At 41.3% G+C, this 25,654-nt stretch carries 22 protein-coding genes; 10 read left to right on the top strand and 12 right to left on the bottom strand.

Features of this window, described 5'->3' with window-relative positions; genetic code table 11:
• Positions 1-2 precede the first annotated feature (2 nt).
• The 4 genes from B5Y40_RS08470 to B5Y40_RS08455 all read right to left on the bottom strand — a co-directional run bounded on the left by B5Y40_RS08470 (position 3) and on the right by B5Y40_RS08455 (position 4,352).
• Entirely contained in the window at positions 3-1,334 is a 1,332-nt protein-coding gene (locus B5Y40_RS08470) for an efflux RND transporter periplasmic adaptor subunit (protein WP_079686247.1), read from the bottom strand.
• 262 nt (positions 1,335-1,596) lie between these two features.
• The gene (locus B5Y40_RS08465) at positions 1,597-2,790 is read right to left on the bottom strand and encodes a hypothetical protein (RefSeq protein ID WP_143785658.1); all 1,194 of its coding nucleotides are present in this window, start codon (positions 2,788-2,790) and stop codon (positions 1,597-1,599) included.
• A gap of 88 nt (positions 2,791-2,878) precedes the next feature.
• The gene (locus B5Y40_RS08460; protein ID WP_079686245.1) at positions 2,879-3,733 is read right to left on the bottom strand and encodes an anti-sigma factor family protein; all 855 of its coding nucleotides are present in this window, start codon (positions 3,731-3,733) and stop codon (positions 2,879-2,881) included.
• Complete coding sequence (locus B5Y40_RS08455; protein WP_245840498.1) at positions 3,723-4,352, bottom strand: RNA polymerase sigma factor; 630 nt, start codon at positions 4,350-4,352, stop codon at positions 3,723-3,725. Before B5Y40_RS08455 ends, B5Y40_RS08460 begins: the two co-directional genes overlap by 11 nt.
• A gap of 208 nt (positions 4,353-4,560) precedes the next feature.
• On the opposite strand from B5Y40_RS08455, the gene B5Y40_RS08450 reads away from it, so the two are divergent.
• Entirely contained in the window at positions 4,561-5,334 is a 774-nt protein-coding gene (locus B5Y40_RS08450; protein ID WP_079686244.1) for a class I SAM-dependent methyltransferase, read from the top strand.
• Positions 5,335-5,394: 60 nt separating this feature from the next.
• Here the strand turns inward: B5Y40_RS08450 and B5Y40_RS08445 are convergent, their stop codons facing one another.
• On the bottom strand, positions 5,395-5,805 hold the full coding sequence (locus B5Y40_RS08445; RefSeq protein ID WP_079686243.1) for a DoxX family protein: 411 nt from the start codon (positions 5,803-5,805) through the stop codon (positions 5,395-5,397).
• A 385-nt stretch (positions 5,806-6,190) separates the two neighbouring features.
• Positions 6,191-7,183 carry an acyl transferase gene (locus tag B5Y40_RS08440; protein WP_079687127.1) on the bottom strand — a complete coding sequence of 331 codons (993 nt, stop codon included), beginning with the start codon at positions 7,181-7,183 and terminating at the stop codon, positions 6,191-6,193.
• A gap of 36 nt (positions 7,184-7,219) precedes the next feature.
• Here B5Y40_RS08440 and B5Y40_RS08435 point away from each other — a divergent pair, with 36 nt between their 5' ends.
• Positions 7,220-8,071 (top strand): hypothetical protein, encoded by an 852-nt coding sequence (locus B5Y40_RS08435; RefSeq protein WP_079686242.1) that lies wholly within the window; start codon positions 7,220-7,222, stop codon positions 8,069-8,071.
• A 25-nt stretch (positions 8,072-8,096) separates the two neighbouring features.
• Here B5Y40_RS08435 and B5Y40_RS08430 read toward each other — a convergent pair whose 3' ends face one another.
• A complete protein-coding gene (locus B5Y40_RS08430) occupies positions 8,097-10,499 on the bottom strand; it encodes an alpha-ketoacid dehydrogenase subunit alpha/beta (protein ID WP_079687126.1) in 2,403 nt (800 codons plus the stop codon).
• A gap of 269 nt (positions 10,500-10,768) precedes the next feature.
• Here B5Y40_RS08430 and ald point away from each other — a divergent pair, with 269 nt between their 5' ends.
• The 5 genes from ald (at position 10,769) to B5Y40_RS08405 (ending at position 15,026) form a co-directional block, all read left to right on the top strand.
• Positions 10,769-11,881, top strand: a complete 1,113-nt coding sequence (gene ald, locus B5Y40_RS08425) for an alanine dehydrogenase (RefSeq protein ID WP_079686241.1) — start codon at positions 10,769-10,771, stop codon at positions 11,879-11,881.
• A gap of 167 nt (positions 11,882-12,048) precedes the next feature.
• Complete coding sequence (locus B5Y40_RS08420) at positions 12,049-12,801, top strand: TerC family protein (RefSeq protein ID WP_079686240.1); 753 nt, start codon at positions 12,049-12,051, stop codon at positions 12,799-12,801.
• Positions 12,794-13,321 (top strand): YfiT family bacillithiol transferase, encoded by a 528-nt coding sequence (locus B5Y40_RS08415; protein ID WP_079686239.1) that lies wholly within the window; start codon positions 12,794-12,796, stop codon positions 13,319-13,321. The genes B5Y40_RS08420 and B5Y40_RS08415 overlap by 8 nt, the downstream gene beginning before the upstream one ends.
• 5 nt (positions 13,322-13,326) lie before the next feature.
• Positions 13,327-14,262 (top strand): YheT family hydrolase, encoded by a 936-nt coding sequence (locus B5Y40_RS08410; RefSeq protein WP_079686238.1) that lies wholly within the window; start codon positions 13,327-13,329, stop codon positions 14,260-14,262.
• Between the two features lie 65 nt (positions 14,263-14,327).
• Positions 14,328-15,026 (top strand): SOS response-associated peptidase, encoded by a 699-nt coding sequence (locus B5Y40_RS08405; protein ID WP_079686237.1) that lies wholly within the window; start codon positions 14,328-14,330, stop codon positions 15,024-15,026.
• A 3-nt stretch (positions 15,027-15,029) separates the two neighbouring features.
• Here the strand turns inward: B5Y40_RS08405 and B5Y40_RS08400 are convergent, their stop codons facing one another.
• From B5Y40_RS08400 to B5Y40_RS08380, 5 genes are all read right to left on the bottom strand, one after another.
• Positions 15,030-16,037: a hypothetical protein gene (locus tag B5Y40_RS08400; RefSeq protein ID WP_079686236.1), complete on the bottom strand. Its 1,008-nt coding sequence runs from the start codon at positions 16,035-16,037 to the stop codon at positions 15,030-15,032.
• A gap of 140 nt (positions 16,038-16,177) precedes the next feature.
• Complete coding sequence (dinB, locus tag B5Y40_RS08395; protein WP_079687125.1) at positions 16,178-17,284, bottom strand: DNA polymerase IV; 1,107 nt, start codon at positions 17,282-17,284, stop codon at positions 16,178-16,180.
• Positions 17,285-17,361: 77 nt separating this feature from the next.
• The gene (locus tag B5Y40_RS08390; RefSeq protein WP_079686235.1) at positions 17,362-17,721 is read right to left on the bottom strand and encodes a hypothetical protein; all 360 of its coding nucleotides are present in this window, start codon (positions 17,719-17,721) and stop codon (positions 17,362-17,364) included.
• Positions 17,722-17,737: 16 nt separating this feature from the next.
• Complete coding sequence (locus tag B5Y40_RS08385) at positions 17,738-18,502, bottom strand: SDR family NAD(P)-dependent oxidoreductase (RefSeq protein WP_079686234.1); 765 nt, start codon at positions 18,500-18,502, stop codon at positions 17,738-17,740.
• A 92-nt stretch (positions 18,503-18,594) separates the two neighbouring features.
• Positions 18,595-19,263 (bottom strand): alpha/beta hydrolase, encoded by a 669-nt coding sequence (locus B5Y40_RS08380; RefSeq protein WP_079686233.1) that lies wholly within the window; start codon positions 19,261-19,263, stop codon positions 18,595-18,597.
• Positions 19,264-19,479: 216 nt separating this feature from the next.
• On the opposite strand from B5Y40_RS08380, the gene B5Y40_RS08375 reads away from it, so the two are divergent.
• The 3 genes from B5Y40_RS08375 to B5Y40_RS08365 all read left to right on the top strand — a co-directional run bounded on the left by B5Y40_RS08375 (position 19,480) and on the right by B5Y40_RS08365 (position 25,427).
• Positions 19,480-21,189 (top strand): ATP-binding protein, encoded by a 1,710-nt coding sequence (locus B5Y40_RS08375; RefSeq protein ID WP_143785657.1) that lies wholly within the window; start codon positions 19,480-19,482, stop codon positions 21,187-21,189.
• 322 nt (positions 21,190-21,511) lie between these two features.
• Positions 21,512-22,288: a response regulator gene (locus B5Y40_RS08370; protein ID WP_079686231.1), complete on the top strand. Its 777-nt coding sequence runs from the start codon at positions 21,512-21,514 to the stop codon at positions 22,286-22,288.
• A 31-nt stretch (positions 22,289-22,319) separates the two neighbouring features.
• Positions 22,320-25,427: a sensor histidine kinase gene (locus B5Y40_RS08365; protein ID WP_079686230.1), complete on the top strand. Its 3,108-nt coding sequence runs from the start codon at positions 22,320-22,322 to the stop codon at positions 25,425-25,427.
• The last annotated feature ends 227 nt before the right edge of the window (positions 25,428-25,654 follow it).

The raw sequence follows: 25,654 nt of genomic DNA, 5'->3' as shown, positions 1-25,654 counted from the left end.
TATTAATTACTGGAAGCTGTCGGTAATTTCTTTGCGGGCTCTGCAGGCTTCTCTTCCTCTTCCTTCTTCTTACGCTTGCCATTCATTTCTTTCAGAAGGGAGATCTCATCATTTTCAGAGCCGGCAGGAATTGAAAGATATACTCTGTCATCCTCCACAAGGCCTTTCAGAATAACTACATCATTGGAATTTGTTTGTCCGACAACCACCTCTTGTTTCACTGTATTTATACCTTCCTTCTTAAATACATAGGTGATGGTATCGGCCTGGCTATGCAGACACTCGAGTGGAACAAACATGGCGCTATCAATAACGCTGGCAATGATGCGATTGCTTGTGGTCATAGAAGGACGAAGCGTTGGATCAGTGCCGTTTATTTCAACTGCCACTTCAAATACCTTTGCATCGGAGTTAGGACGTTGCTCTCCTACATTTGCTACGCGAATTACTTTGCCTGTTAACTTCTTATCAGGATATGCATCGAGCCCTATACTTACATCTTGCCCGGCTTTTACTTTGCGCACATCCACTTCGTTCACATACGTTTTGGACATCATCTTGGTGAGATCCGGCAATGTGGCAACGGTTGGCTCCCACATGTTTATCTGGGATCCACCTTTGATAGGTTTTCCATCCCAACCTTTTTCATAGATCACCATGCCATCTTCAGGGGCAATCACATTAAAGGATTCCATTACTTTTGTCATGGAAGTAAATTCATTTTGCACTTTCCGAAGTTCAGCAGATACTTCACGCATCTTTTCTATATTCTGCTTCTTCTTGATCTTGTTATTCTCTGTTGCCTGGTCGTAGGCACGAATCGCTTTTTCAAGATCTATCTGGTTTTGCTTGATGGTTGCCGGTGGTTCAAATTTAGATTGATCGAGAACGATCTGCTTTTCATCTTTACCGTAGCGCAGATTGATCAGTTCATCACGCGACTGGCGCATCTGAAGTGTAGTATCAAGCTGTGTCTGCACAAACTTGGAATTTGCTTTTTCAAGCTCGATCTGCTTTTCATTAAAACGATTCTGGAATTCTGAACGATCGAGGGTGGCAACCCAGTCGCCTTTCTTAACTACAGTACCTTCATCAATTATGCTTTGGATGGTTACGTTCCAGATTCGAAAATCACGAAGCTGAGAAGGACCGAGAATTTTTACAGAGTTTTTGGCTTCGAGTTCGCCAGTGGTTTCAATTTCTATTTTGAACGGGCCGCGCTTTACGGAGGTCATTACATCTGCAGTTTCGCTTGCCTTGTTACCACGCACAATAAAAAAGACAACAAGAAGCACTGCTAATGCTCCGCCACCGATGAGAAGTTTTTTCTTCATTTCAGAAGGAGTTAGAGGTTGGATTGATATAGGTTAATGCTGTTCTTTGCTAAAGCTGCGGAAGCTCCTGCCCTCTTTCTTCACAATCAAATTACACCCAACAACACAATCCGCTCTTATACTTGTTACTCCACTTCAGCCAGATGGTTACATATATTAGGCCATCGGCTAAAAAATCTACACAAACGGTATATAACAAACGTGCCGGCAAGTCATCGCATTGTCTTACCGGCACACTATATTTTATAATATCAATACTATACTATTGATTCTGTCCTTTTTTCAGGATGAATTTATTCAGTGCAGTATTTTTATCAAGTTTACCAGCATTATAATCCTGCAGTACAGAAGCTTTAACAGAGAGTTCTACTGAAGCCGGGATTCCGCATTCATTACAGCGGGTTAACCGGATCTGAAATATCAGATTTTCATCACCCTTCAAACTCTTCAGCGTTCTTCCGTAGTCCAGTATATTTTCTTTCAGTTCCTTTTCGAATGCAGGATATAATTCCACTACCTTCTTATTACGCGTCTGCTGATCTACATCTTCCAGGTTGAGCGTAGGCATATCAAAGCGATTATACGGGCGCTCATTGCTGCTATATACCTGCATGTAGTAAATCACACCAAAATCCTTGAGACGCTCATAATATATATTCTCTCCGGTAAAATATGTTTTGGAAAGATCTGAACGATATAGTCTGCTAAATATACTCGACAGTAACTCAAGGTCTGGTTCAACAGCATCCACCGATTCTGTATTTACTATTTTAATTTTTGCAGCAGCCTGCGTACGGTTCAGTTTACCCGATTTATATAGTACGAGATCTGACTTCAATGCTTCTATTGAAAGATGCGTACGCTTCGGAGCGCTAAAGTATTGATTAACCCATGCACGTGGCTGACTGCCTTGATTGGTTACTACAATTCTTTCCTGCGGACCGAGCTGAGAAATCATATCGCTATAGTCAAGAATAAATTCCTTCGCAGCTTCTATTATTTTTTCATTGTACGAATCACGAACGCTGTCCATATCAACACGTGACTTTCCTCTGGTTTTTTCTTTCAGCTTAAAAGTTTTACCATTTATAACAGCACGGTCGCCTTCACCATCATCATTGCCTCTAAACTCGATGGTGGTTGGTTCTTCTTCCTCGTTGTAGAAAAACACATCATTACTACCACCCGATCCGATCGATAGCGCTATCGGAGTAGTATAATCTGCAGGCAAAGAAAAAGTCACACCGTAACCAGCCTGATAACTTCCTTTTATTTCCAGCGGAAAAAATGTGCGCTGGTTATTGAATTGTTGTTTGATCAGCGTGCTCAATACATTTTCAGCTACTCCAATATCGCGCCTCATGCGCTCCTCATCAATCTTTTGCGCTTCTGCAGCTTGTACACCAAGCACTATCGCCACCATACTGCACATCAATACTCGAATGATAGATTTCATATTCTTAATTTGTCTGTTATTAATTCCTGTTAGTCTTGCACATGCGCTCCCGCGGATGTCGTTCACAAAATTTACTATACTTTAATACTTAGTACTTCGTCTCTTTTACTTCCGCTGCATTCACTGTTGTAATGATGCTGGAAAGTATCTGCTCTGTTTCCTGTTTAAATATATCGGTGTTTTGTTCGATGGCTTTCAACTGAGTTTGCACCAACTGAAGATCATCGCTCCGTTGTTGTTGCAAATACTTCGCAAAGTCAACGAGCAAGTTTTCTATATACTTCTTCTGTTCACTTGCAGTTAGTTGAAAGTAATTCTTTACTACTTCTGTGTTTTCGTTTTGCAATGTTGATACAAACTGACGAATCTGATCCTGTGAAGCCGATGAGGCTTCTTTTACAAGCCGATCGATCTTATTGGAATTGGAAGCCAGGTTACTGCGAACGGAAGCATCGAGCTTTTGCTGTGTCTCTTTCCAGCTCGTCTGCATCGCTATATTATTTTGATTCAGCGATTGATTGATCATGTTCTGCACTTCCTCTGCCGACAGTAAAGGCGTATTCGTTACAGACTGCGTTGCTTCTACCTTTTTCGGTTCACCGAAACTGATCTTGAATTCATTGCCCGACATGCTGATCTGTGTATCTGTAAATTTTCCTACAAGCATAATGATCAACAGAGAAGCCGCGATGCTGGAGATAATTCTGACGGCTGGTGTATTCCAGATAAAGCGTTGCTTGTTATCGCCGAGTACAATAGGCGGTGCAATCACTTCTTTATCCTCCACTGCTCCCATCATCTTTCGCAGATACTGGAATTGCTCCAACTCTTTACGGGCATTCGCATCCGACAAAAGATATTGTTCCATCTTTTCTTTTTCAGCACCCTCAAGTTCTCCATAGAGGTAAGCCATCCAATCGTTTTGATCAGGTTTATAGCTCATATCCAATCGTATCTTTAGTAATATTTTTCCGTTCTAAAATTTTCTTCAGTCCATCCAGCCCGTAATACATTCTCGACTTCACCGTATTCTCTGAAATGTTCAACACTTCTGCGATCTCACGAAACTTCAATCCTTCGTATTCTTTCATGATCACTACTTCGCGTTGCTCGTCACTGAGTTCGTAAAGTGCCTGTTGTAATATATCAGAAAGTTCGGCTTGTTGATACTGACTCTCCGGGTTGGCATACCGTTGTGAAGACGACTCCCACTGGGGCGAGTCTTCCGCTTCACGATTCCATACCACATCAAAGGACAGTGACCGGCTTCCTTTTTTCTTGCGGGCTTCTTCGCGACAATAGTTTACAGCAATCTTATAGAGCCATGATTTGAACCGGGCGATGTCCTGCAGTCCAGCCAGGCTCCGGCACATGGAGATAAAAGTTTTCTGCGATACTTCCATGGCCAGGTCATGATCCATAAAGAATTTGTAGCTGAAGTTGTAGATACGTTTGTACCACAGCTGTACCAGCTTCCCTTGCGCATTCTGGTCGCCTTGCTTTGCCCGGGCAATAAGGGTGTCAGAATGCATCATCGCGATGTCGAGTAAGGTCTCGGCCATGAGGTCAAATTTCGAAGGATTTAGGCGTTCTTGCCGTTTCTATTGTAAAGATGATGAGGTGCTGCGAAAAGTTTTAGCCTTCTGAAAAATTTCTTGCACTGAGTGCTATTGGAGAATCGTTATTCGGTGTGTCAAGATTAATAATGATGATTAACGATTATTTGATAACGGCCAACCTATAGCAGATAACAATTATCTTTGCGCCCGCATGAAAAAAATCATTTCCTTCCTTATCCGGTTTGTACCTCGCAAGTACCTGCAACGGGTAGGCGGTTTCGGACTTAAAGTGGCAGGTCTTTTTTACAGAGGTAATGCTGTTACCTGTCCGGTATGTGAAACGAGTTACCGTACCTTTTTACCATATGGACGAATCAATCCGAGACCAAATGCACTTTGTCCGAATTGCCTTTCACTGGAACGACATCGGCTGATCTGGCTATATCTGCAGGAGAAAACAAATTTCTTTGGATCACAGCTTCGTGTGCTTCACATTGCTCCAGAGGCGTGCTTCATCAAACGCTTTGAAAAAATTCATGGCGATCAGTATATAACTGCTGACATTGAATCTCCGTTGGCAAAAGTAAAGATGGATATACATGAGATTCCGTTTCCTGAAAATACATTTGACGCGGTACTCTGTAATCACGTACTCGAACATGTTCGGGATGATATCAAAGCGATGAGTGAGATTGACCGCGTATTGAAGCCGGGCGGATTTGCGATCCTGCAAGTGCCTTTCTTCAGCCCCGTACAGGAAGTAACATTCGAAGACAACTCGATCACAGATCCGCGAGAGCGTGAAAAAATATTCGGTCAGGATGATCACGTTCGAAAATATGGCTATGATTACTCGAAACGAATGGAGCATGCGGGACTAATCGCGATTGAAGACGATTTTGTAAATACGTTGACGGATGAAACCAGAAAAAAATTCGGCTTAGTAAAAGGTGAGATTTTATACAAGGGAGTAAAACGCGATTAATATAGTATATAAGGATCTGCTGTATACAGGTCTTTATATATAGTATAGCAAGACAAATTTTTAAGCTTTGGCTTTCGCCATGATCAAAGATATATACGTCATGATTTTCTTTCTATCACAATAGATCACCCAGACAGAACAGAGCATCACTGTTAATGCCAGGTAAAACAGATAACCGTTGTCTCCCTTCACTTCTATCCCCAGTATAGTCAGATGCATACCGATGGCACCGGTCATGAGCATTGCTGCCAGCAAGCCGCCTAACCAAGCCGTTGCACTTATTATTAATAGTATGGAAGCAATCAATTCCAGGACTCCGGCTGCAATTCTTCCGAACGGCTCTACACCTGCGGTGGTAAAAATGTAAATAGATTCTTCAGCACCCGAAAACTTGAAGTATAGTGTCTGCAACATAATGATCGCGGCTATGATTCGGGCCAGCCAGTATAGAATGGTTTGTGTTTTTTTCATGAGGTATTGGATGGAATTTTTTTCTGCCCGTAAAAATACAAGGTACCGGCACTGAAAAATGTCACCCCGCAGACCTCCACATCAAATAGGTATAAATCAAAAAAGGAAACCGCTTGCGCGATTTCCTTTATAATATCTTCACAGGTTACAGGATCGAGAATCCTAAACCTTTGTAAGTACTATATAATGTGGTTTAAATTCGTTGAGAAGAAACCTGGGACTTCTTAGGAGCCTCTTTCTTGGTATAAGTTGGGCAAGTATATTGGCTGCAAGCAGAAACAAAAGCTGCCAATAGAACGAATACAACAATCTTTTTCATTTCAATGGGATTGATTACAAGCAAAAATATAATTCTTTAAGAACAAAACAAACATCTGTGGAAATCTTACCCTATCATCAGATTACAACCACGAACATCGCTGTTATCCATCCTTCCTAAAACCTCAAATGTACCATCGGGATAAACTTTTCCCAGATCTTCGGTTTCAATGAAGGATATCGTTTGAATGTTTGCCAGATCTATGACATTAATGCCGCTGGTTTCATGAAGTAACCCCTTACTTAACGGGTCTGTAATATCCCGGCCAATTATTTTCATCCAGGGTGGACATTTGAATCGGAATTGGCCATCGGTATAGGCCTGAGACAGTAATTCAGTCATGCCGTATTCTGAATAGACCTGGGACACATGTAGTCTTTGCTGGAGAATTCCATGAAGCTCGGCACGTGTTATTTCCTTCCTCCTCCCTTTCATTCCACCCGTCTCAAATACAAGGCAATGATTCAGATCTACCGGATGTTTTTCTGCCAGGTCGAGCAATGCAAAAGATACACCCCAGAGAATGATCTTCCTGGATTGATCTTGCCGAAGTTCAGCAAGATCGTCCAGTAATTTATCAATCTGAAAAAGATAGTACGATGAGTAAGACGAATGACTTTCCCTGATAAAGTAATCCATCATCGCGATCAGTGATGAACCCTGTCGCTCCAGATATGAAGGCAATAAAGCAAGGAAATGATAGTCCGAAAGCGGCCCAAAAAAATACTCGAAGCATCGCTTCGAATGCTCTTGATAAAAATTCAAATTTGCTACGGCATGCTTACTTACGGCTGCTCCCGTTGTTCCGCTGCTGGAGAAAATGATCTCCGGCTGCCATTCCCCTGTTTGTACAGAATGGCTTTTAAAAAAAGATATAGGCAAAAAGGGAATGTCCTGAAGGGTGGTTACAGAACCTATATCAACCGACAGATTTCTTATAAAGGAACTGTATACCGGGTTGTTAACAGCCTGAAAACGAAATACCTCCAGTGCAATATCAGCAAAGGTTTGATCGTTAACAGAGTATAATGTAGATTCAAAACTTTTAAAAGTATCCAAGCGTTTACTTAACTTAACCGGATTCAAAAATACAGAATGAAAATTACAAAGGGTCTATTGCTTTTTGGTGTTTTAGTAGTGGTGGCAAGTTCATGCTTTGATCCGCCAGAATATCCAAACCAGCCAAGCATCGATTTTGAAGGACTTGAATTTTATGCTGAGGCAGATGCTATCGACTCACTTGTTCTATCCATTAATTTTAAAGATGGAGATGGAGACCTGGGCCTGTCATCGGATGATATCTCATTCCCTTACCATCCCCGTAATTATTTCCTGGAGAATAACGGTCAGTTGATTTCGGTGCCAACTATATCACCCTATACCAACATCCCTCCTATTATTTACCTGAACACCGGTCAAACAGGAAAGCTTGCTACGATTCGTACATTGGAAAAACCGGAATATGCGAGTAAGATGCCTGAATATATATACCCTTTCACGTGTACAACCTATATTTACGACAGTCTATATATTGAAGTGGGTGATGAAGAGATCTTCGACAATTCTTATAACATTACTGATACACTAAGAAGCTCGAACCCTTCCAATAAGGATTTGTATCAGATCAAGGAGAATTTTTATACTCAGAAGAACCCCAACTACGATAACATCACGGTTGATTTTATTCTTAGCAACAATACGGAGTTGAACTGGGAAACAATAACAGGCACCGAGTGCGGTCCTTCCTTTGACGGGCGATTCCCGCGGCTATCTGATAAAGACGGTCCGCTGGAGGGAACTCTTCGCTATAGTATGAAATCAGAAGGACTTGCTATTATACTGGGTTCACAGTCTTTTAAATTAAGAGTAACGATTAAAGACCGCGCACTGAATACCAGTAATATTATAGAAACTGATTTTGTTACCCTTGAAGGAATCAAGAAGTAACAAAATCAATTTTGGTTTCTAATTTCTAATAGAGAGAAGGATACTGATCCGGAGCAACTTCGTGCATCAATGCGTATACTGTCTCAAATATATCTTCAGGACTAGGCTTGGTGAAGTAATCTCCATCGGAAGCATACGCAGGACGATGCTCCTTCGCGGTTATGGTAACAGGCTTGGAATCCAAGTACTGATATGCATCCTGTTCTTCCAATACTTTTTGCATCATATAGGAAGTAGCGCCTCCCGGTACATCTTCATCCGCAAAGATAATCCGGTTCGTTTTCTTCACAGACTCCACGATCTTGTGATGTATATCAAATGGAAGAAGCGTCTGCGCATCGATCACCTCACATGTAATTCCAAATTGTTCGAGGTCTTCTGCCGCCTCCATCACTACACGGCACATTGAGCCATACGTAACGATGGTTACATCCGATCCTTCTTTTAAGATTTCGGGTACACCCAACGGCACATTAAACTCGCCTATATTATCAGGTATTCTTTCTTTCAGGCGATATCCGTTCAGACATTCAACAATGATGGCGGCATCATCAGACTTTAACATGGTATTGTAAAAGCCCGCAGCCTGCGTCATGTTGCGAGGTGTAATGATATATATACCACGAAGACTTTGCAGCATCATACCGATCTGCGAACCTGCATGCCATACGCCCTCCAACCGGTGACCACGGGTACGAACGATCAGCGGAGCTTTTTGTCCGCCTTTGGTTCTATACTGCAGGCAAGCCAAATCATCAGACAGTGTTGGTAATGCATAGATCAGATAATCGAGGTATTGCATTTCAGCGATCGGCCGCAAGCCACGCAACGCAGCTCCTATACCTTGTCCTATAATGGTACACTCACGTATACCGGTATCGGTTACACGGAGTTCACCATGTTTAGCCTGTAAGCCTGCAAAGCCCTGGTTCACATCACCGATCTTTCCTACATCTTCTCCAAAGGCAAGCACCAGCGGATTACGCGTTAAAGCGGCATCAAAGCAAGCCTGCAACACTTCCCTGCCATCTACGATGGACGAGTTGTCGCTATACTGTGCTGGTATAATTTCAACTTTCAAAGCAGCCTCATCGGAAGCACTATATAAATGCGAGCTATAGCGATTATAGTTATCATCTTCTGCAAGACGTAGCCATGCTATCAATTCAGTTTTCGCTTCATGATCTTCATCCCGGAAAAAACGAATCGCCTTACGCGCAGCCTTCATCGTCTCCAATCGTGTAGGATTGATAGTACTGATTAATTCATTTTTCACGTGCGTGATCGCCTCACTATGCTTGCTCAGCGTTTCTGCTTTATCAAGTATAGCACTGATCACCGTTTGATCCTTGCGCACATCTTCTGTAAAGGCTTTCCATGCGCGATCTCTTGCTTGTTTGGCGGCCTGCTTGGCTTCTTTCTCTATAGCTTCAACGTCTTCCGGCAATACCATTACATCGTTGATGATCCACTCGCGCATCTTGCGTATGCAATCATGCTCTGCCTCCCACGCCAATCGTTCTTTCGATTTATAGCGCTCGTGTGAACCAGATGTTGAATGCCCCTGCGGTTGTGTTAACTCATCTACATGAAACAATACCGGCACGTGTTCTTCACGACAAATCTTCTCTGCCTTTTGATAGGCTTCAACAAGTTCCTGGTAATCCCAGCCTTTTGCTGTAATGATTTCAAATCCTTTTTCAGTGGCTGTACGTTGTAAACCAGCCAATACTTTAGATATACTTCCCTTCGTAGTATGATATTCTGCAGGAACGGAGATTCCATAAGCATCATCCCAAACCGAAGTGAGCATCGGCACTTGTAATACTCCGGCCGCGTTGATGGCTTCGAAGAACATACCTTCAGAAGTTGACGCATTACCAATAGTACCAAATGCTATTTCATTTCCATTGATAGAAAAATCAGCATACTCTTTTAATGCTGGATTATTACGATATAGTTTCGATGCATACGCGAGTCCTAACAGTCGCGGCATTTGTCCTGCCGTAGGAGATATATCTGCACTGCTATTTTTTTGCTCTGTCAGTCTTTTGAATTTTCCATTTTCATCCAGCGTGCGCGTACCGAAGTGGCCCGTCATCAACCTGCCTGCTGTAGATGGATCTGCTTCAAGATCTGTATGAGCATAGAGTTGCGCAAAGAATTGCTGCACGGTGAGTTCACCTATAGCAAACATAAATGTTTGATCGCGATAATAGCCGGAACGAAAATCACCTTTACGAAAAACTTTCGCCATGGCGATCTGCGCTACTTCTTTACCATCGCCGAAGATACCAAACTTGGCTTTGCCCATGAACACTTCCTTGCGGCCAATGATACTGGCTTCCCTGCTTTCTACCGCCAGGCGATAGTCAGATAGTATATCTTTCACTTTCGCCTGCGAGAATTTTGTCTTTGCTTCTTTTATTGCGCTCAAAATATCCGGATTTGGTAAAACCTGTTGACTTCAAAAATAGGGAATAGTTTTACGTTTCAAAAGCACCAACGATTGCAGGACATCATTTAAAAAATGTGCTATACAAATTTTATTTCGCAAAAACTCTTTCACCGGAATTTTACATGAATGATTATCTTCTTTACAACAATTTATTTCGAATAAAAATCATCTTTCACACACTCCTTTTTCATACTTGATGCCACTGTATATTTGCACCGTTCTTTAACAATCTATACAATATGATCATTGGTGTACCGAAAGAAATCAAGAATAATGAAAACCGTGTAGCCCTCACACCTGCCGGAACGCAGGAGCTGGTAAAGCGCGGACACACAGTACATGTTCAGAAAACAGCTGGTGTTGGCAGTGGCTTCTTTGATGAAGACTATCAAAGAGCTGGCGCAACATTGATTGACAATGCTGCTGAAATATTCAGCAAGGCTGAGATGATCATGAAAGTAAAGGAACCGATCGAACAAGAATACAAGCTCATCAAAAAAGATCAACTTGTTTTTACATACTTCCATTTCGCATCCTATGAACCGCTTACAAAAGCAATGATTGAAAGTGGTGCGGTATGCCTTGCCTATGAAACCGTAGAACGTATTGACGGAAGCTTACCGCTTCTGGTGCCGATGTCTGAAGTAGCCGGACGAATGTCTATACAGGAAGGTGCTAAATATCTTGAGAAACCTTTAAAGGGTCGTGGCATTTTACTTGGCGGTGTCCCAGGGGTTAAGCCTGCTAAAGTGTTGGTATTGGGAGGTGGCGTTGTTGGTGCCAATGCAGCAAAAATCGCAGCCGGTATGGGCGCTGATGTAACGATCCTTGATCTTAACTTAAACCGTCTTCGTTACCTGGATGATGTGATGCCAAAGAATGTGCATACCATGGTGTCCAACGAGTATACGATTCGTGAGCTTGTTAAAGATGCTGACCTTATTATAGGTGGCGTACTAGTTCCTGGTGCAAAAGCCCCTAAGCTTATTACGCGCGACATGCTTAAAACCATGAGACCAGGAACTGTGCTTGTGGATGTTGCTGTAGACCAGGGAGGATGTATTGAAACGTGTCGCCCTACTACGCATGAAGACCCAACCTTTATCATTGATGATGTAGTACACTATTGCGTTGCAAACATGCCGGGTGCCGTGCCTTATACTTCTACGCTGGCGCTTACCAACGCTACCCTGCCTTATGCGATCCGTTTGGCAAGCCAGGGATGGAAAAAGGCCTGTGAAGAAAGCCTGGAGCTTCGATTAGGCTTGAATGTAATCCGCGGTGAAGTGGTTTATAAAGCTGTAGCAGATGCTTTCAACTTGCATTATACAGACGTAAAAAAATTCTTATAGCGAATAGAATGATCTTAAAGGCCGCACAGTAGCAATACTTGCGGCTTTTATATTAAAAAGCGTTCGTTCAAATTTGATGAGGGGTGAGTATCCAGTAACCCGCTCTTGGAGTATACCGTTAGTTATTCTATTTTTAGCGCCAAATAAAAATCCCGGAAATACTCGGCATGGAAATATTCACCCACGCGGAAACTTGGTTAGCCTTGTTAACGCTTACGTTTTTTGAAGTTGTATTAGGTATTGATAACATCATTTTCATATCGATAGTATCCAACAAGTTACCTATTGAACATCGGGCTCGTACGCGAAATATAGGTCTTCTGCTGGCGATGGGTGTCCGCATCCTTTTATTACTTACAATAACGTGGGTAATGAAGTTTACCGAACCTCTTTTCTTCGTGCCTCATTGGATTAGCGAACATGGTTTCATGAGCGGAAAGGACATCATCCTTATTTTCGGAGGATTGTTCCTGATTGCAAAAAGTACCCGCGAGATCAATCATGAGATGGAAGGCGAAGATGATCTTGATACCGAGAACACCGGCAAGAAGGCTAACGTAACCAATGTCATTGTTCAGATTATATTGCTGGATGTGATCTTCTCCTTCGATTCAATTCTTACGGCTGTGGGATTAACAAAAGAAATCTTTATCATGATCATTGCCGTGGTGCTTTCCATTGGTATTATGATGATCTTCTCAGGCAGGATCAGTGAATTCATTCATAAGCATCCATCCATGGAAGTACTGGCCTTAGGATTTTTAATTCTGATCGGCTTTATGATTTTTCTGGAGGGTCTCGGTAAGGATATACCGAAAGGCTATATTTACTTTGCTGTTGTTTTCTCGATGATGATCGAAATGGTAAACATCCGAGCCCGAACGAAGCGAAAGAAAGCCAAAGAAGAATTCCATGAATAGCGATGAACAACTTCGTTACCCTATCGGGAAACAAAAATCCGAAGAATCTTATACACTTGACCAGGTAAAAGCCAACATCAAAAGGATCGAAGCTATACCGGCGCAGTTTGAAAAAATAGCTGGTACACTTTCGGCTCAACAACTGAACACTCCTTATCGCGAAGGCGGTTGGACAGCAAGGCAAGTATTGCATCATGTACCCGATAGTCATTTGAATGCCTATATCCGGATCAAGTGGGCATTGACTGAAGAGACTCCTACAATCAAAGCATACGATGAGAAAGCATGGGCTGATACGTATGAGACGCAAGCTGATCCATCCATCTCGATTGCCTTACTAAAAGCATTGCATGCTAAATGGGTTGTATTGCTGAATGATCTTTCCGAGAAAGATCTGGAAAGAAAATTCTTCCATCCTGACTCAAAAAAATATATTCGCCTTGATCAGGCTATTGCCACCTATGCGTGGCATGGAGAACATCACCTCGGTCATTTGAAAATTGTAGCTGGCAAACTGTAACAACCTTGTCGAGTTATCAGCCACCATTCTTTCTTTTCAACGCTCACCTCGAAACTATATATCCTGCTTTATTAAGGCGGGTAACGTTGCAGCCCTATATACGCGAGCGTATTTCAACTCCGGATCATGATTTTTTAGATCTTGACTGGCTGAAGCAAGGATCCTCTAGACTGGTAATCATTTCTCATGGATTAGAAGGCAACTCACAACGAGGGTATATCAAAGGCATGGCTAAAATGTGTCTCGCCAATGGCTTCGATGTATTGACCTGGAATTTGCGCGGCTGCAGTGAGGAGATGAATCAGCAGCTTCGCTTCTACCATAGTGGTGCTACCGATGACTTGGGATGTGTAGTAGACCACGCGATCCGCTCAGGCTATAGAGACATTACTTTAATAGGCTTCAGCCTTGGCGGCAACCTGACACTTAAATATATAGGAGAACATACTCCCCCTGCCGAGATACGAAAGGCGGTTACGTTCTCAGTGCCCCTTAACCTGCATACAAGCTGCATTAAAATATCACTTCCCTCCAATCGTATATATGCTGAGCGTTTTTTAAAGAGCCTCAAGAAAAAAATTATAGCGAAGGCTGCCTTCAGAAAAGAGCTTGATATAAAAGACATTGATAAGATTGCTTCCTTAATTGAGTTTGACGATCGCTATACTGCACCTATCCATGGATTTCAGAATGCTGTAGAATACTATAGCAAAAGCAGCTCACTTCAGTTTCTAAGCAACATCACAATCCCAACATTAATCATCAATGCACAGAACGATCCGTTTCTTAGCGAAGAATGCTATCCGGTAAAGTTACTTGCCAACCACCCTGTTGTACAATTTGAGAATCCATCGCATGGCGGACACGTTGGTTTCGCTCAATTCAATAAAAATGGATTATATTGGAGTGAAGAGCGTGCTATGAATTTCATAAACGACTAACTTGCATCTTTATACTATAGAGATTTCCAAAACTGTATGCATCACCTTTCAAAGACCCTGTATTTATGATCGAGCGTTACAGCATCACCGCTACACCCGAAAAAATCAGTGAAAGGTTTTCAGTTGATGTTCCGGATTTTTTTAAACCCCGCTACAATGCATGCCCTACGCAGTTGCTGCCGGTGATAACGAACTCCTCCCCACAAGGAGTCTCTACTTTTTATTGGGGCACATCGCCGGAGTGGTCGAAGAATAAATCACTTAGTGAAAAGATCATCAATACACCCGTTGAATATATAGCTGACAAACCTGCTATAAAGAAAGCGATGATGAAGACGCGGTGTATAATTCCTGCCGATGGATTTTATGCCTGGAAAAAGGCTGGAAAGAAAACATTTATACCGTATCGTTTTATTTGTACGGATCAGGAGATATTTTCCTTTGCAGGATTATGGGAAGAGTATGAAGATACCGATGGCAATGAGTTTCATACTTTCACAATTATTACCACGCCAGCCAACGCATTGGTTTCTTCGGTATATGATCGTATGCCTGTGATTTTATCGCGAAAGGACGAAGCTATATGGCTTAATAAAGAGAGTTCTGAAAGTGACCTTTCTTCAATTTTGAAATCGTATAGCGCGGAAAAAATGAATCACTATTCGGTGTCACCGCTCATCAGTGATTCAACAGCCGATGTACCTTCATTGATCAGGCCAGCGCCTGCTGCAGATCAGTTCGGAAACCTGACGCTGTTTGATTGAGGATTAAAAACCATCGTCCTCTTTCTTTTCATCCTCTACAGGTTCTTCTATAGCAGGTTCATCTTTCTTCTTTTTCCTGGCTTTTTTCTCCTTTTTCTTCTTCGCTGGTTTTTCGTCAGCAGGAGTTGTTGCAGCATCGGTAGAAGTCTTTTGTTTCTTTTTCAGGAATGAGAACAATCCTTTCTTTTTAGGTTGTTCTTCCTGTACAACGGGCTTTTGTTGTTCGTCCTCGTCCACATAATCGAAGTCGTCTTCTTTGGGCTCAGGAACTTGTGGCACCGCAGTTGAATCTGCTGGAGCTTCTTTCTTTTTCTTCTTGAATATATTTTTGAAAAATCCGAAGAAACCTTTCTTCTCTTTCTTAGCAGCTTCAGCTTTTTGTTCTGCTTGTCCCAATTTAGCGAGTCGCACATCCGGAAGCACAAGGTAATCGCGCAGATACCACATATAATTATCCTGCTCTACATTGAAGGTAACTTCCGTTACTATATACCTTGGAGTTTTTGGAACATATCTTCCGGTGGCAGGATCGTAAATGAGGCTATCCGGAAAATCATATTTGAGAACACGGATCTCTTTATCCTTTGTGATAACATATACACTATCTTCGGCTGTAGCGGCAGTATCACGTTCAACATCTTCAATATAAATACTGTCGATTACCGAACGCGCTGCCAGATCAAGCTCGGCACCGGGCACCACGCCATCTTCTCCATCCATGCCAAAGTCAGGCTTTAATGAATCCGGCACATTCACGTAAACGGGCTTCATCTCAACCGTCTGCATACTCCGAATCTTCTTCCGATAGGAAGTCTGCTCCGCGATCAAATACTTATTCTTACTGGCTGTAAATACTTTAGGTGTTGAATCTTCCTGGAAATAACTGAACTTTTTACGAAGTTCATTTTTATCGTAAATGAAAGCACTCTGATACGCAGGGCATATTACGCGCTGTGTACAGGCACTAAAAAGTAGGATAGCACAAGATAATACAAAAAATGCCCTCAGCATGAACAGGGTAATTCAAACAAAAATAAGGATTTTAGCCGGAACTGAATGTTAAAGCGCACGAAATGTCATGTTTTGAAGGTTATTTCTGCAATTTATAACGATGAAAGGTGTGAATTAGTAAGAAGCAGCTAAAATATACTTTAAAACAATCTCAGCTGATCCTGTATTTCATCGGGTTTATCCCGGATAACAATCTCTCCAAAATTAGAAAGTGATATTCCGAGCAACCGTACTTTTTTATTTTCCAGGTCGGCTGCTGCGAGCAACTGCCGCGCTATAGAGGCGATGGTATCCAGATTATCGATAGCATTCACGACCGACTGGCTCCTGGTGATCTGTTTGAAATCACTGAACTTTATCTTTACCGTAATGGTGCGTCCTTTCAGTTGATGCCGCTGCAACCGGTTGCTAATCACAACGGCAAGCTTGTCAAGCTCCGTATTCATCTCGTCTATTTCGATCAAATCATAGGCAAATGTATCTTCAGCGCCAACAGATTTAGTCTCACGGTGTGGCTGTACGTCACGATCATCTTGCCCGCGTACAATCTTATAAAAGAACCGACCAGCTTTACCGAAATGTTTTACAAGTTCATTCTCTGTAAGTTTCTTCAGATCAGTACCTGTATGTAATCCCATCTTCTTCATTTTCTCTGCTGTTACTTTACCAACGCCAAAGAATTTTTCCACGGCAAGTGTTTCCATAAAGGTGTGAATGCGCGAAGGACCTATAAATGTCAAGCCGTCCGGCTTCTGCATATCCGAAGCAATCTTGGCTATAAATTTATTGACAGATACACCTGCAGAGGCTGTTAACTGTAATTCATCTTTGATCGCCTGCTTGATTAATGTAGCGATCTCAATAGCAGAGCCTATATTTTGCTTGTCGACTGTAACATCGAGAAAAGCTTCGTCCAATGATAATGGCTCGATAAGATCAGTATATCTATAAAAAATCTCTCTGATCTTAACAGACACTTCTTTATATACATCGAACCGTGGGCGAACAAAAATAATATCCGGGCAAAGTTGTTGAGCCCTCTTTGACGGCATAGCGGATCGCACCCCAAACTTGCGAGCCTCATAACTGGCTGTTGCCACTACACCACCTCTTCCTTCGGGTGAACCTCCTACAGCAATCGGCTTGCCTCTATAGTGTGGATTATCACGTTGCTCTATCGATGCATAGAAAGCATCCATATCAATGTGAATAATTTTTCGTTGCCGTACTGTAAGTTCATTCTCCATGAAGTTCATGAATAGCCAACGCAAATATAGCCGGCTTCAAGCTATATCAATTCATACCTATATAAACCAAGGCTGTATTACTCGGATTTTGCCAACGGATGCTGCAGGTAAAGTATAACCAGTGATAACAAGAAGAACGGAACTTCGATCGCAAAACCTTTCAGGTTGCGTTGTTGAAGCTGCAACATCATGATAAACAAAATAGCCGCAGCGGCTATATAATTTCCCCAGAGAAATGTTTTTGGAAAGAGTATAAACACTGCACTTAAAACAGCAAAAAACCCAAGGATCACCATTGCCGTTCGACCCAGGTTCCAGGGCCGAAACATTTCGATCATTGCCGGCTTACCTACCAGCATTGCCCACCCTTGTTTTATGCCCATATAGGTGGCAAAAAGTATCAAGAGTATATCTGCTATTTTAAGTGCAGTAGTCATGATGTAAAAATTAAGTTTATAAAAACATTCCACCAGAAGCTTCTATACGCTGCGCATTAACCCAACGTGCATCATCCGTACAAAGAAACGCAATCACACCTCCAATATCATCGGCCTCCCCTACTCTTCCCAGTGCCGTCTGAGCTGCAAGCATCCCTCTTAAATCCGGGTGTGCATCAAATCTATCTTTCGTAAAATCCGTGTTGATAGCTCCAGGCGCAACGGCGTTCGCACGTATACCACGCGCGCCTAATTCTTTCGCTAGATACTTTGTAAATGTTTCAACAGCTCCTTTCATGGAAGCATATGCACTATATCCCGGAAACGAGAAGCGAGCCAAGCCAGTAGATAAATTAACTATACCTCCACCATCCGCCAGCAACGTCAATAATTTTTGTGTAAGAAAATATACTCCTTTAAAATGAACGTTACATAAGGCATCGAACTGTTCCTCGGTAGTCATGGCAATAAGCCCAGTGCTGTCAATGCCTGCGTTGTTTACCAGAAAATCAAAAGTGTTTCGATTCCAATGCTCTTTTAATATAGCAGAAAGTTGCTGCGAGAATGGATCAAATGATTTAACAACACCTGTATTTAATTGAAGTGCGACAGCGTTTCTTCCCAAGCTTTTGATTTCGTTTACAACCGACTCTGCGTCTTCTTTTCTGTTGTTGTAGGTGATGATAACATCGATTCCCTTCCTGGCAATACTTAGTGCTGCATTTTTACCTAAGCCACGGCTTCCGCCCGTTACCAATGCTATTTTAGTTATACCTGACATAGTTTATATTGTTTAATTACAATACAAACCTGCACACTATAGCGCTTGAAAAATGGTGAGATTTTCGTTTAAAATGGTATCAGTTTCAGTATTTAATGATTGTCTACTACGGCCGCTTTCTTTTTTTCAGAGAGCAACTTGTGCAGAAGGACGCTGACTTCTTTACACCTGTTTACGATCATAAAATGCCCGCCATCTATAATCGAATAATCCGGATGATCGTTTGGTAAAAGTCTGTCCTTGGTTCCATGAATGAGTACAGCGTTCTTCAACTCTATTTCATTCTCCCAGTTTATGATCTGATCAATTGCCCACTCCAAAAAACATTCATCTGTGTCGTTAATGATCTCTTCTAAAAGTTCACGTTCAGCTGTATCTGAAACACTAAAGAACCAAGCAATCACAGTGTGCATTTTTTTAAGATGACGCTGCGGCATAAGCTTGTTAAAGCTTATTTTACCCATCAACTTATAGTGTAACGGAATATCTTTACTGGTCTTTGCAGAAGAAATAAGTATAATTTTTTCCGTTTTGACAAGCTTACCAATTTCTACAGCGATGATTCCTCCGAACGAAACACCTACCAGGATTGGACATTCTGATTTGATCTGAGTAAGAAGTTTGCGTGCATACTCCACTATAGTTTCGCCTGGATCAGGATTAGCCCACCGGATATAATTTGCTTTATAGGCACCTAAATCTAAATAATTGAAAACCCTTTCATCGGCACCAAGACCGCTCAATAGATAAATCTCTTTCATTCAAAAATGCGTTGTCAGTTATATATACAATTCCATTCCCTATGATAAAACTCCTGAAAGCCATTTAAAGATGTGCTTTTATAGAGATAAAGAAAAAAAATTGTAGAGGGGCAGACCCATTTAAACCGCATTTTGTTGATATCAACTTCGTGCAAAACTCATAAAATCTGCCTACATTAATGAGTATAACGAACCGGATGCTCAACCAATAAAAAAGTGAAACCAATTGTCAACAAGAGCTGGGTGAGCTTTGCAGTACTCCTTACCATCACTTTAATTATTCTGAATGTAGTCATCACACTTAACAATAACAGAATCATTGAAGAAAACAGAATACTGCAACGACAGGCCGAAGAAATAAAAGTCACAGTCTCTCAATTTGCGATCGTCATCATTCACAACCTCGATCTAGGCATTCGTGGATATGCGCTTTTTAAAGATGAGAAATTCCTTTATCCCATGCGGTTTGCGTTACGGGATAAAGATTCACTTTTCCTTTCAGTCGGAAACTTGTTGAAGCAGCAAGGATACCCATTAGAAGAGTTTCACCGGCTACAGGATTCAACGAATGCTTACGCAGACTTGTGCGTTCAAATGAAGATTCTTTTGGATGAGAATCGTATGGAAGAGTTTCGTCAGGTGTCGAACCGGGATAAAGGCTATAAACTATGGCTGCAGTACGAGAACATCAACAGAGAGATCAGTCGCTTTGAAGATGACATCAATAGTAAAGCGCTTTCCAAATATCATGCGGCACTCCGAAGTAACTATCTGGTACAAATGTTCCTGGTCCTAACATGTATACCTACATTACTCTTCACAGCATTTCATACCCATCGGAAATTATCCATGCAAATCAGGCTGCGAGAATCGGAAGCTGAAAAGGCATCTATACTCTCCCGTCAGAATGAAACACTCGAGCGTGTTGTTGCCGAACGAACCCGAGAAATAAAATCGCAGAACAGGGCTTTACAGGAAAACCAGGAGGAGATCACAGCACAGAACGAAGAACTAAAAGCGCAGCAGGAAGAAATTTCGATGCAGCAGGATTTGCTGAAGAATCAAAATAAAAAACTCAGCGAAGCACAACAGCTCATTTTGGAACAAAATAAAAAGATCGTTGCCCGAAACGATTCGCTCGAAGAGGAAATTAAAGATCGCACAAAAGAACTTGTAGAGTATAACCAGCAACTACAGCAATTTGCTTTTATCGCTGCGCATAATTTACGTGCCCCTGCTGCTCGTATTCTAGGACTTGGCAAGATTCTAAATCACGCCTCGGACCAAAAGGAAGAGAAAGTAATCATTGAAAAACTGATCACCTCTACAGCAGAGCTTGATACCGTTATCAAAGATCTGAATGTTATACTTGAGATAAAGGGCAATGGAAGTAATTACCTTATACCGGTGAATCTAAGCGAGGAGTTAAAACTGGTAAACTCGAATCTTGAAAAAGAAATACTGGAGACCAACACCAGGATTATGGTAAATTTTGAAGAAGCTCCCGTAGTGGTTGTTGTAAAGGCCTATATGGACAGTATTCTTTTCAACATGATAAGCAATGCAATCAAATATAGGGATCCGGAAAAAACTCCATTGATCACGTTGCGATCATATCCTTGCGATGAATATATATGCCTATCTGTTACCGATAACGGATTGGGATTTAATACTGAGCAGCATAAGCAAAACATCTTTATGCTGTATAAACGCTTTCATTTTCATGTTGAGGGAAAAGGTTTGGGGCTATATCTTGTAAAGACACAAGTACAGGCGATGGGCGGCAAAATTGAAGTTGAAAGTCAACCGAACAAAGGCACCACCTTTAGAATATACTTTAAGAAAAGAATTGCGGACACCATCACTGTGCTCAGTAGTTACAGTGATGCGCAGGCCCAGGGTACAAATATAGATTCGTCCATTTAACATTTAGAAAAAACGCTCGCAACCGAGATCAAGTACCAACTTCCAAAGCCAAATTCAGCATCTTAACGATAAAACATGTTTTTGGCGATATATTGTATAGTTATTTATCCAAGCTGTTTTATGGCTATTGATTGTTGCAACTACGTTGGATTAATGTTTTATAGGCTCCTGACATCTTTAAACCAATATATCACAAAGTAACCATTTATGGAGTCAGTATTTTTACTGATATGATACTCAATTCATCACGGATGTATGCCTTTAAATTAGTCCCTATAATTGCCTTTAAATTTGGCAATACATCTAAAGCCAATACTCTACTATGGAAGAATTCAGCTTACGGGAGTCCTGCTATAAACTTGCAAATAAACTCAACCGGTATCGTACTGTATTACTGAAACTGAATATAGATGTTCAGTTGAATGATGCATACCTCGGTAATGGCGATCGACTGGTTGGTGCTGTTAAACACGGCTGCCTGTTCCTTGCCAAATCGTTTGACATTAATGAGGTCTTCATTGAGATCACCAAAAAGGATCAATTCGATAATATCACCACGATTGTAATTGACATTACGGGATATGACCGTGAGAACATGAAAATCGATTTGAGCAAAGGGAATGAGAAGAAAATAACATTTCCATTTCGTTTAATCAACGCTCCTACCGAAAATACAAAGCATCCGTTCGAAGGTAAAAAAGTTCTTATCGTAGAAGACAGCCGTATAAATGCTATGGTATTTCAATCGTTGTTGGAAGGATGGGGATGCGATACCCGACTGGCGGAGACCGGTGAAGACACGGTATCCATGGTATACGAAGAGCAATTTGATCTTATACTCATGGATGATCTTATACTCGGCCAGGATGGGAATACGTCTACGCAAAAAATCAGAGAGTTTAACAAATATGTTCCCATCATTAGCTGCCTGACATCGCCAGTTGTAAAAGAAAGCATAGCTGCTTCACTCAACGCAGGAGCCAGCAGTTGCCTGTTGAAACCAGTTAATAGTGCGGAACTTTTCAGAATCCTTTGCAAATATTTATATAAAACGAGTACAACTCAAATCGGTATGCATTTAACCAATATCTTGCAATAGGATTTTTTCTCTTCTCAATACTGAAAGTTTAATGATTCGACTTCAAAGCTTTCTATATTTCCTGCTAACCACCTGCCTTATTGCAAAGGCACAGCAACCTTTTGTTCAATACCACACCTCTGAAGTATATAAGGCCGCATCACTTCATAATCACTATATTAAACCTGACCTACAAGGCACACTATATATAGCCAATAACGAAGGTGTAATGAGGTATGACGGGGCAGAATGGAACATGCTTACTGTCCCTAATAAAGACTACATTGAAAGCATGGCTCCTGATTCGCACGGGAACATTTATGTTGGCTGTGAATCTGAACTTGGATTTTTCAAAAAAGACTCTACAGGAACCTTTCGTTATCATTCCTTCAAGCTCCAAATTCCAGAGCGCTATAGAAACAAATCCATACGGCTCATTATGGTTTATAAAGACATTGTGTTCTTCCACAACCCAGAATTCGTTATCCGCTATGAAGATGAAAAATTAGATATTATTGACATTGATAACTGGGGATTTTTAAAAATCCAAGAGGAGTTTTATCTAATAAAAGAGGATGGATCGATGATGCTCTATAGAAATAAAAAATTTGAACAACAGGAGTCTTTCGAGGAGCTAAAAAATATACAAGTGCAATGGATGACCGACTATGAGGCTAATTCTGTTCTTATTCTCGACACCTTGCAACAGCTCTGGACTTTTGATATCTCGCCTGGCGCAAAGCAAAGATTAAAAGCATTCCCAAACGAATTACTGTCATACTACAAAACAACATACTTCGAACAAGTAAGAACTCTAGACAACGGTATATTAGCTATAGCGTCACCAGACGAAATTGTCTTTATGAATAAAAAAGGCAAGATTATGTATACGATCAATGCTGAAAGTATCGGAAGCTACGTAAAGACATCAACGTTTTTTAAAGATCCTCAACATAATCTCTGGCTCTCTTCCGAAGATGCACTCATTCAAATTATTGCAAGTTCCCCTCTTACATACTTCGACAAGCAGAATGGATTGAAAGGAGTAGTGCTTGCTTTGGGTAAGACAGATTCTAATCTCTATGTAGGCACAGGGCAGGGTGTTTTTTACAAAGAAAATCCGACCACATTTACTCCTATACTAGGTAAGGTTACGTATAATTTTCTTAATACTCAAGGCAAGCTATATGCAGCAAATTTTAATGGTGTTTACGAAATAAAAGGTAAAAAAGCGATTCAAGTAGTTGATCACAGACCTGTATATGTACTTTGTGAGATAAATAATAATCCGGATCAGGTACTCATGGGTACTGATTCAGGAATATGGCTCCTGAAGAAAGAAAAGGTGGGCAGATGGAAAAAGCAAAGAATAGCGGGCTTTGATGAAAATATCCATTCCTTGTTTCATGATAAGCAAGGATACTTTTGGGTTAGTCATGAGCAAAGGGGAGTTTACAGGTTACGACTCGACAAAGAAATGAGTGAAGTATCGTCTGTTTCATTATACGACACACATCACGGCCTTCCATCACATCTTAACAATCGCATTTACCAATTACTCAACGGAAGTGTTATTGCGACTACAACAGACGGAATATACCGGTACAACACCGTAAAAGACAGGTTTGAACCTGATAAAAAAACTCAGGACGCACTCGGCAAGAACTTTTGCATCTATAGTATAGCAGAAAACAGTGAAGGAGATTTATACTTTTGGGGTGCCCAACCACAACAATACGAAACCGCAGGTGTACTAAAAAAACAAAATGATGGAACCTATAAGGCGATCTATACGCCATTTAATAAAATTGCGATCTCTATTGGCGATCTGGGAATAGATGTAAATGCACCTATATTAATAGCGGGACCTGAGGATGTGCTAATTGGTAACAAACTAAGAGTGTTACATTACAATCCTATTCAGAAAACATTTTATAATGACTCTATACATACCTTCATCAGGCATATATGGGCAAGAGATTCTATACTATACCCTGACCAACAGAAGCATACCCGCCCCCAAATTCCCTATAGTAACAATAGCATGAAATTTGATTTCATGTGCTCTTTTTATGAAGACGCTGAAAAAACGGAATATCAACATAAACTCAGCGGCTTTGAAAACAGATGGTCTGCCTGGACGAAAAGCAAAGAGGCAACATATACCAATATACCCGGAGGCGACTATACTTTCCTAGTGCGTGCAAAAAACGAGTATGGTGTGATCAGCAAACCTGCTGCTTACATTTTTTCCATTCAATTTCCATGGTATCAGAAATGGTGGGCCTATATACTTTACTTCCTTTTTTTAACGGCATGTGTCTGGATGATTACCTTTTATTATACACGCCAGATCCAGTTGCAAAAAACATTCCTTAAGAAAAAGGTAAACGAAAAGACAGCAGATCTTCAAATCAAGAATCAGGAAATCCTTAATAAGAACGAAGAGATTTCCATGCAAGCGGAAACACTCGAAAAACTGAATCTCACCAAAGACAAAATATTCTCCATCATTTCTCATGACCTCAGAGGGCCTGTCCACCAGGTACAAGAGATACTCTTGCTACTGGAGTCAAACCTTATAACCGAACAAGAATTCAAAAGATTAGTCCCTGACTTGAAAGAAAGCATCCGTTATACGGTTGGCCTAACGGACAATTTACTTCAATGGGCACGTGGACAAATGGAGGGTATGCAAGTTCGACCATCTGTCTTTGATATACATGAAATCATAGACGAGAATTTTCGTCTCTTCAAGCCCTTGGCAACGCGCAAGGAGATAACTCTTACAAATATACTTGAAACCAGTATTCCGGTATTCGCAGACAAGGACATGATTAAACTGGTGATTCGCAATCTTATTAACAACGCCATCAAATTTACTGGTAAACATGGCGAAGTAACTATAGGAGCCGAGCCTTGCGAAAAATCAGTTCTCGCATATGTTACCGATACGGGTATGGGCATTGCAAAAAATGACATCCTGAAAATCCTAGGTAAAGAAGGCTTCACAACTTTTGGAACGAGTGGAGAGAAAGGTGTTGGTCTGGGATTAAAACTTTGTCAGGAATTCATTGAAATAAATTCAGGAAGCCTATATATTGAAAGTGAACTTGGCAAAGGTAGCAAGTTCTCATTTACCATTCCCACGAGGCGTTAATTTCCTCTCAACCTTAGTATCATCTATTCTTTGATATATACCTTCAAATGAAGGTATATACTGGCGTTGACATGTACTCACAAAAAAGGGGCACACATTGGTATGTGCGCCCCCGACCCAAACCCCACTATCAAATAAGCGGAGAAATCTTCAATCATCTAACTTGCACAACATTAATCACTAATACACTATCTAATTTCTATAGCACAAAGTAAATCATCTTTTTA

The organism is Ohtaekwangia koreensis (assembly GCF_900167975.1).
Taxonomy (GTDB): Bacteria; Bacteroidota; Bacteroidia; order Cytophagales; family Cyclobacteriaceae; genus Ohtaekwangia; species Ohtaekwangia koreensis.
This window is presented reverse-complemented; position numbering and strand designations above follow the sequence as displayed.

Excerpts from the sequence above, each read along its gene's own strand:
- B5Y40_RS08470 (WP_079686247.1), bottom strand. The coding sequence starts at position 1,334 with ATGAAGAAAAAACTTCTCATCGGTGGCGGAGCATTAGCAGTGCTTCTT.
- B5Y40_RS08370 (WP_079686231.1), top strand. The coding sequence starts at position 21,512 with ATGGAAGAATTCAGCTTACGGGAGTCCTGCTATAAACTTGCAAATAAA.
- B5Y40_RS08400 (WP_079686236.1), bottom strand. The coding sequence starts at position 16,037 with ATGCTGAGGGCATTTTTTGTATTATCTTGTGCTATCCTACTTTTTAGT.
- B5Y40_RS08455 (WP_245840498.1), bottom strand. The coding sequence starts at position 4,352 with ATGGCCGAGACCTTACTCGACATCGCGATGATGCATTCTGACACCCTT.
- B5Y40_RS08435 (WP_079686242.1), top strand. The coding sequence starts at position 7,220 with ATGAAAATTACAAAGGGTCTATTGCTTTTTGGTGTTTTAGTAGTGGTG.
- ald (WP_079686241.1), top strand. The coding sequence starts at position 10,769 with ATGATCATTGGTGTACCGAAAGAAATCAAGAATAATGAAAACCGTGTA.
- B5Y40_RS08390 (WP_079686235.1), bottom strand. The coding sequence starts at position 17,721 with ATGACTACTGCACTTAAAATAGCAGATATACTCTTGATACTTTTTGCC.
- B5Y40_RS08465 (WP_143785658.1), bottom strand. The coding sequence starts at position 2,790 with ATGAAATCTATCATTCGAGTATTGATGTGCAGTATGGTGGCGATAGTG.
- B5Y40_RS08415 (WP_079686239.1), top strand. The coding sequence starts at position 12,794 with ATGAATAGCGATGAACAACTTCGTTACCCTATCGGGAAACAAAAATCC.
- B5Y40_RS08365 (WP_079686230.1), top strand. The coding sequence starts at position 22,320 with ATGATTCGACTTCAAAGCTTTCTATATTTCCTGCTAACCACCTGCCTT.
- B5Y40_RS08420 (WP_079686240.1), top strand. The coding sequence starts at position 12,049 with ATGGAAATATTCACCCACGCGGAAACTTGGTTAGCCTTGTTAACGCTT.
- B5Y40_RS08450 (WP_079686244.1), top strand. The coding sequence starts at position 4,561 with ATGAAAAAAATCATTTCCTTCCTTATCCGGTTTGTACCTCGCAAGTAC.
- B5Y40_RS08385 (WP_079686234.1), bottom strand. The coding sequence starts at position 18,502 with ATGTCAGGTATAACTAAAATAGCATTGGTAACGGGCGGAAGCCGTGGC.
- B5Y40_RS08380 (WP_079686233.1), bottom strand. The coding sequence starts at position 19,263 with ATGAAAGAGATTTATCTATTGAGCGGTCTTGGTGCCGATGAAAGGGTT.
- dinB (WP_079687125.1), bottom strand. The coding sequence starts at position 17,284 with ATGGAGAATGAACTTACAGTACGGCAACGAAAAATTATTCACATTGAT.
- B5Y40_RS08460 (WP_079686245.1), bottom strand. The coding sequence starts at position 3,733 with ATGAGCTATAAACCTGATCAAAACGATTGGATGGCTTACCTCTATGGA.
- B5Y40_RS08445 (WP_079686243.1), bottom strand. The coding sequence starts at position 5,805 with ATGAAAAAAACACAAACCATTCTATACTGGCTGGCCCGAATCATAGCC.
- B5Y40_RS08405 (WP_079686237.1), top strand. The coding sequence starts at position 14,328 with ATGATCGAGCGTTACAGCATCACCGCTACACCCGAAAAAATCAGTGAA.